The sequence below is a fragment of the Streptomyces sp. NRRL WC-3742 genome, from assembly GCF_000720635.1.
In the GTDB taxonomy this organism is placed as follows: domain Bacteria; phylum Actinomycetota; class Actinomycetes; order Streptomycetales; family Streptomycetaceae; genus Kitasatospora.
In genome coordinates this window covers 1-1577 of sequence record NZ_JOCF01000158.1, presented here as the reverse complement: position 1 = coordinate 1577, position 1577 = coordinate 1, and the positions used below count along the sequence as shown (strand labels likewise).

Here is a 1577-nt window from a genome sequence, read left to right as displayed (position 1 = left end):
CTAGATGATCGATTCCAAGGGGTGGGAGTTCTGAGCCGACCGCTACGATCAGGCATGGGATGCGGGAGCTCTGGGGAGGGCAGTCTGTGGGTGACACGGCGGGTCTCGGGCGCCGGGGGATGCTCGCGCTCGGCGCGATGACGGTCCTTGCGGCGTGTACGTCAACCGCGAAAAGCACCGACGGCGGCAAGGTCCGCACAGACCTGGCGCCGCTGGAGCGGCGGTTCACTGCTCTTGGCCCGCTGTCCGGCGCACACTGGCTCGGCGCCGCGCTCGGCACCGACTCGAGGATGTCCGTTCCGGGCCCCACCGATGTCCGAGTGGTGGGAATCGCCCAGCTGAGAGCAGGTGCCGTCGCTGCCCTCATGGGGGCACCGCAGCGGAGGTTTCAGCCTGGGACGCCAAGCCAACTTCCAGCAGAGCTAGCTGAGTTCATGCCCAAGGGCGCCAGGTGGGTCCGGAGCGACTCCTTCGACCGCGAAATGACGGGTGGGACGTACTCCGGCGCGTTCTACCTCGGTCCAGGCACGGACACGGTCTACTTCGACACCACCAATCCGAGTGTCGCCGCCAGCTCCGGACCGTGATCGAAGTCCTGCGGTTTCCCTGCGGAGACGAGGCGAGGGTGTCCAAAGTCAGTGTGTGACGACCGAATTGGACACCCTCGCTACGGCACTGTACGTGAGAACCGACGACATGCTGAAAGCTTCTCCGCAGTTCGCTCCATGGCGACCGAAGATCGGCATCGCACCGCGGCTGAGTGACGCCGAGCTGGTGACCCTCGCGGTGATGCAGGCCCTGCTCGGGTTCACCTCCGAGGCGAGGTGGCTTCGCCACGCACGCGCGCACCTGCGGCACCTGTTCCCGTATCTGCCCCAGCAGAGCCGTTGGAACAAGCGGCTGCGGCGATCGGCCGACCTGGTCCGGCGAGTGCTGTACGAGCTGGCCACCGACACCGCCCTGTGGAGCGACGACGTGTGGGTGGTGGACTCCACCCCCGTTGAGTGCGGCCGCTCCCGGGAGACCGCGAGGCGCTCAGACCTGGCCGGCTGGGCGGAGTACGGCTACTGCGCCAGCCACTCGCGCTACTTCCGGGGCCTGCGACTGCACCTGGTGTGCACCCTGCACGGCCTGCCCATCGCCTTCGCCCTGACCGGCGCCAAGGCCCCCGAGCGCGAGGTTCTGCTGGACATCCTCACCGCCGACCCGGCTCTGATCGCTGAACGGCCCGGGCAGACTGTTCTCGCCGACAAGAACTACTACGGCCGCGAGTTCGAGCAACAGCTCGCCTACCTGGGCGTGCGACTGCTGCGGCCGGCCCGCAAGGGCGAACCGGAGCGGGCCGGATCACAGCTGTTCAGGCCATTGCGACAGCTGATCGAATCGGTCAACCAAACCCTCAAGGCTCAGCTGGACCTCGAACGCCACGGCGGGCGCACTGTCAGCGGGGTCACCGTTCGGGTCCTCCAACGGCTTCTCGCCCTGACTGCGGCCGTCTGGCACAACGCCCAGACTGGCCGCCCCGTCATGCGCTCGCTGATCGCCTTCGATCACTGACCTTGGACTCATTCATCTAG

General features: G+C 67.2%; 2 protein-coding genes. Both read left to right on the top strand.

The features are described 5' to 3' along the window. Positions 1-59: 59 nt before the first annotated feature. Positions 60-587 (top strand): hypothetical protein, encoded by a 528-nt coding sequence (locus IH61_RS43780; RefSeq protein WP_031079307.1) that lies wholly within the window; start codon positions 60-62, stop codon positions 585-587. Positions 588-642: 55 nt separating this feature from the next. Further along, complete coding sequence (locus IH61_RS0139790; RefSeq protein ID WP_031079306.1) at positions 643-1557, top strand: IS982 family transposase; 915 nt, start codon at positions 643-645, stop codon at positions 1555-1557. The last annotated feature ends 20 nt before the right edge of the window (positions 1558-1577 follow it).

Coding starts and splice junctions, on each gene's coding strand:
- IH61_RS43780 (WP_031079307.1), top strand. CDS start 60: ATGCGGGAGCTCTGGGGAGGGCAGTCTGTGGGTGACACGGCGGGTCTC.